The sequence below is a fragment of the Micromonospora sp. NPDC047620 genome (genome assembly GCF_043205005.1).
GTDB lineage: Bacteria > Actinomycetota > Actinomycetes > Mycobacteriales > Micromonosporaceae > Micromonospora.
Window position 1 is genome coordinate 1 of sequence record NZ_JBIDDG010000098.1, and the last position, 1,583, is coordinate 1,583.

At 61.6% G+C, this 1,583-nt stretch carries 1 protein-coding gene; it reads left to right on the top strand.

The genetic code is table 11. From position 1 onward, the window contains the following. Window positions 1-125: 125 nt before the first annotated feature. Window positions 126-1,583 (top strand): recombinase family protein (locus ACGF5C_RS34400; RefSeq protein ID WP_393308536.1); only part of this gene is annotated, 1,458 nt, incomplete at its 3' end.

The window sequence follows — 1,583 nt, forward strand, 5'->3', positions numbered from 1 at the left end:
AAATGGGGGAATTACCTGACCGCTGACATCGAAAGCGATCGGCGCGAGCCGCCGGATCTTCGCAGGCTGAGCCGAGTCGTCATCGAGCTGGCGAAAGAGTCGAAAACCATCGAGGAGGAAACCCGTTGAACGGCACCGTCGCGCTCGCTGTCGCCTACCTGCGCGTCTCGGACAAGAAGCAACTGAACACCGCCATCGACATCGACCCCGACGGCAATTCCATTGCCACCCAACGCACGATCGTCGAACAACGAGCCCACACACTGCCCGCCCAGATCGTCCAGGAATTCGTCGAGCCAGGAGTCTCGGCTCAGTCGATCGAGAAGCGCCCCGCGTTCCAGCGGATGCTCACCTACCTTCAGCAGAACCCGCAGATCAAGTACGTCATCGTCTACATGCGCTCCCGCGCCTTCCGCAACTACATCGACGCCGCCATCACCAAACGCCAACTCGACCTGCTGGGCGTGAAGCTGATATCGGCCAAGGAAGACTTCGGCGACGGCATCTACGGCGACATGATGGCCGCCATCACCGACATCTTCAACGACACCCAGAATCGGTTGTCGGGCCAGGACATCAGCACCAAGATGCTGAACAAGGCCATGAACGGCGGCACCTGCAGCCGGGCAAAACTCGGCTACGTCAACGCACGGATCACCGTCGAGGGCCGCCAGGTCAACACCATCAAGACCGACGAAGAACGCGCATCATTGGTCGTTCGGGCATGGGAGCTCTACGCGACCGGCGATTACTCGATCGAGGACCTCGAGGCAGCAATGGCCGACATGGGCCTCACATCCCGCCCCACCGGCGCCCGGCCGAACCCGCGGCCTGTCTCCGCGGCGACCCTCCACAACATGCTGCGCGATCCCTACTACGTCGGCTACGTCACCTGGAAGGGCCAGATCTATCCCGGCCGGCATGAGCCACTGATCGACCACGAACTCTTCGAACGTGTGCAGAACGTATTGCGCAAACGCAGCGGCAACGGCACCCGGGACCGCATACACGCCCACTACCTGAAAGGGTGGCTCTTCTGCGCACGCTGCCGAGACGAAGACACCACCGCCAGGTTGGTCTACAACGTCTCCACCGGCCGCAACCGAGTGAGGTACGCCTACTTCGTCTGCCGCAGGAGCAAACAAGGCCTCTGCGACCTGCCCCACCTGCCGGCCGAGACCGTCGAAGAAGCGATCCTCGACCACTACCGCACCCTGCAGCTGCCGACCGACTTCGCCGCCACGACGCGACACCTGCTCGAACAAGTCGTCTCCGACGAGCAGAACACCACCCGAGAGTTGCACGCCAACCTGAACCGGCAAATGAAGGAACTCGACCAACGCGAAAACCGGTTGATCGATCTGCTCGCCGATGGCTCGATGCCTCAAGCCGAGGTGCGCATGAAACTCATCGAAATCAAAGCTCAGCGCAACCGCATCGAAGCAGCGCTCACCAACACTTCCGAAGAACTCAGCGTCGGAACGACGGTTCTACGTCACGCCCTCGACCTCATCGCCGACCCGTACAGCCTGTATCTGGACGCAGGCCCAGACGTACGGCGACTGCTGAACGAGACGTTCTTC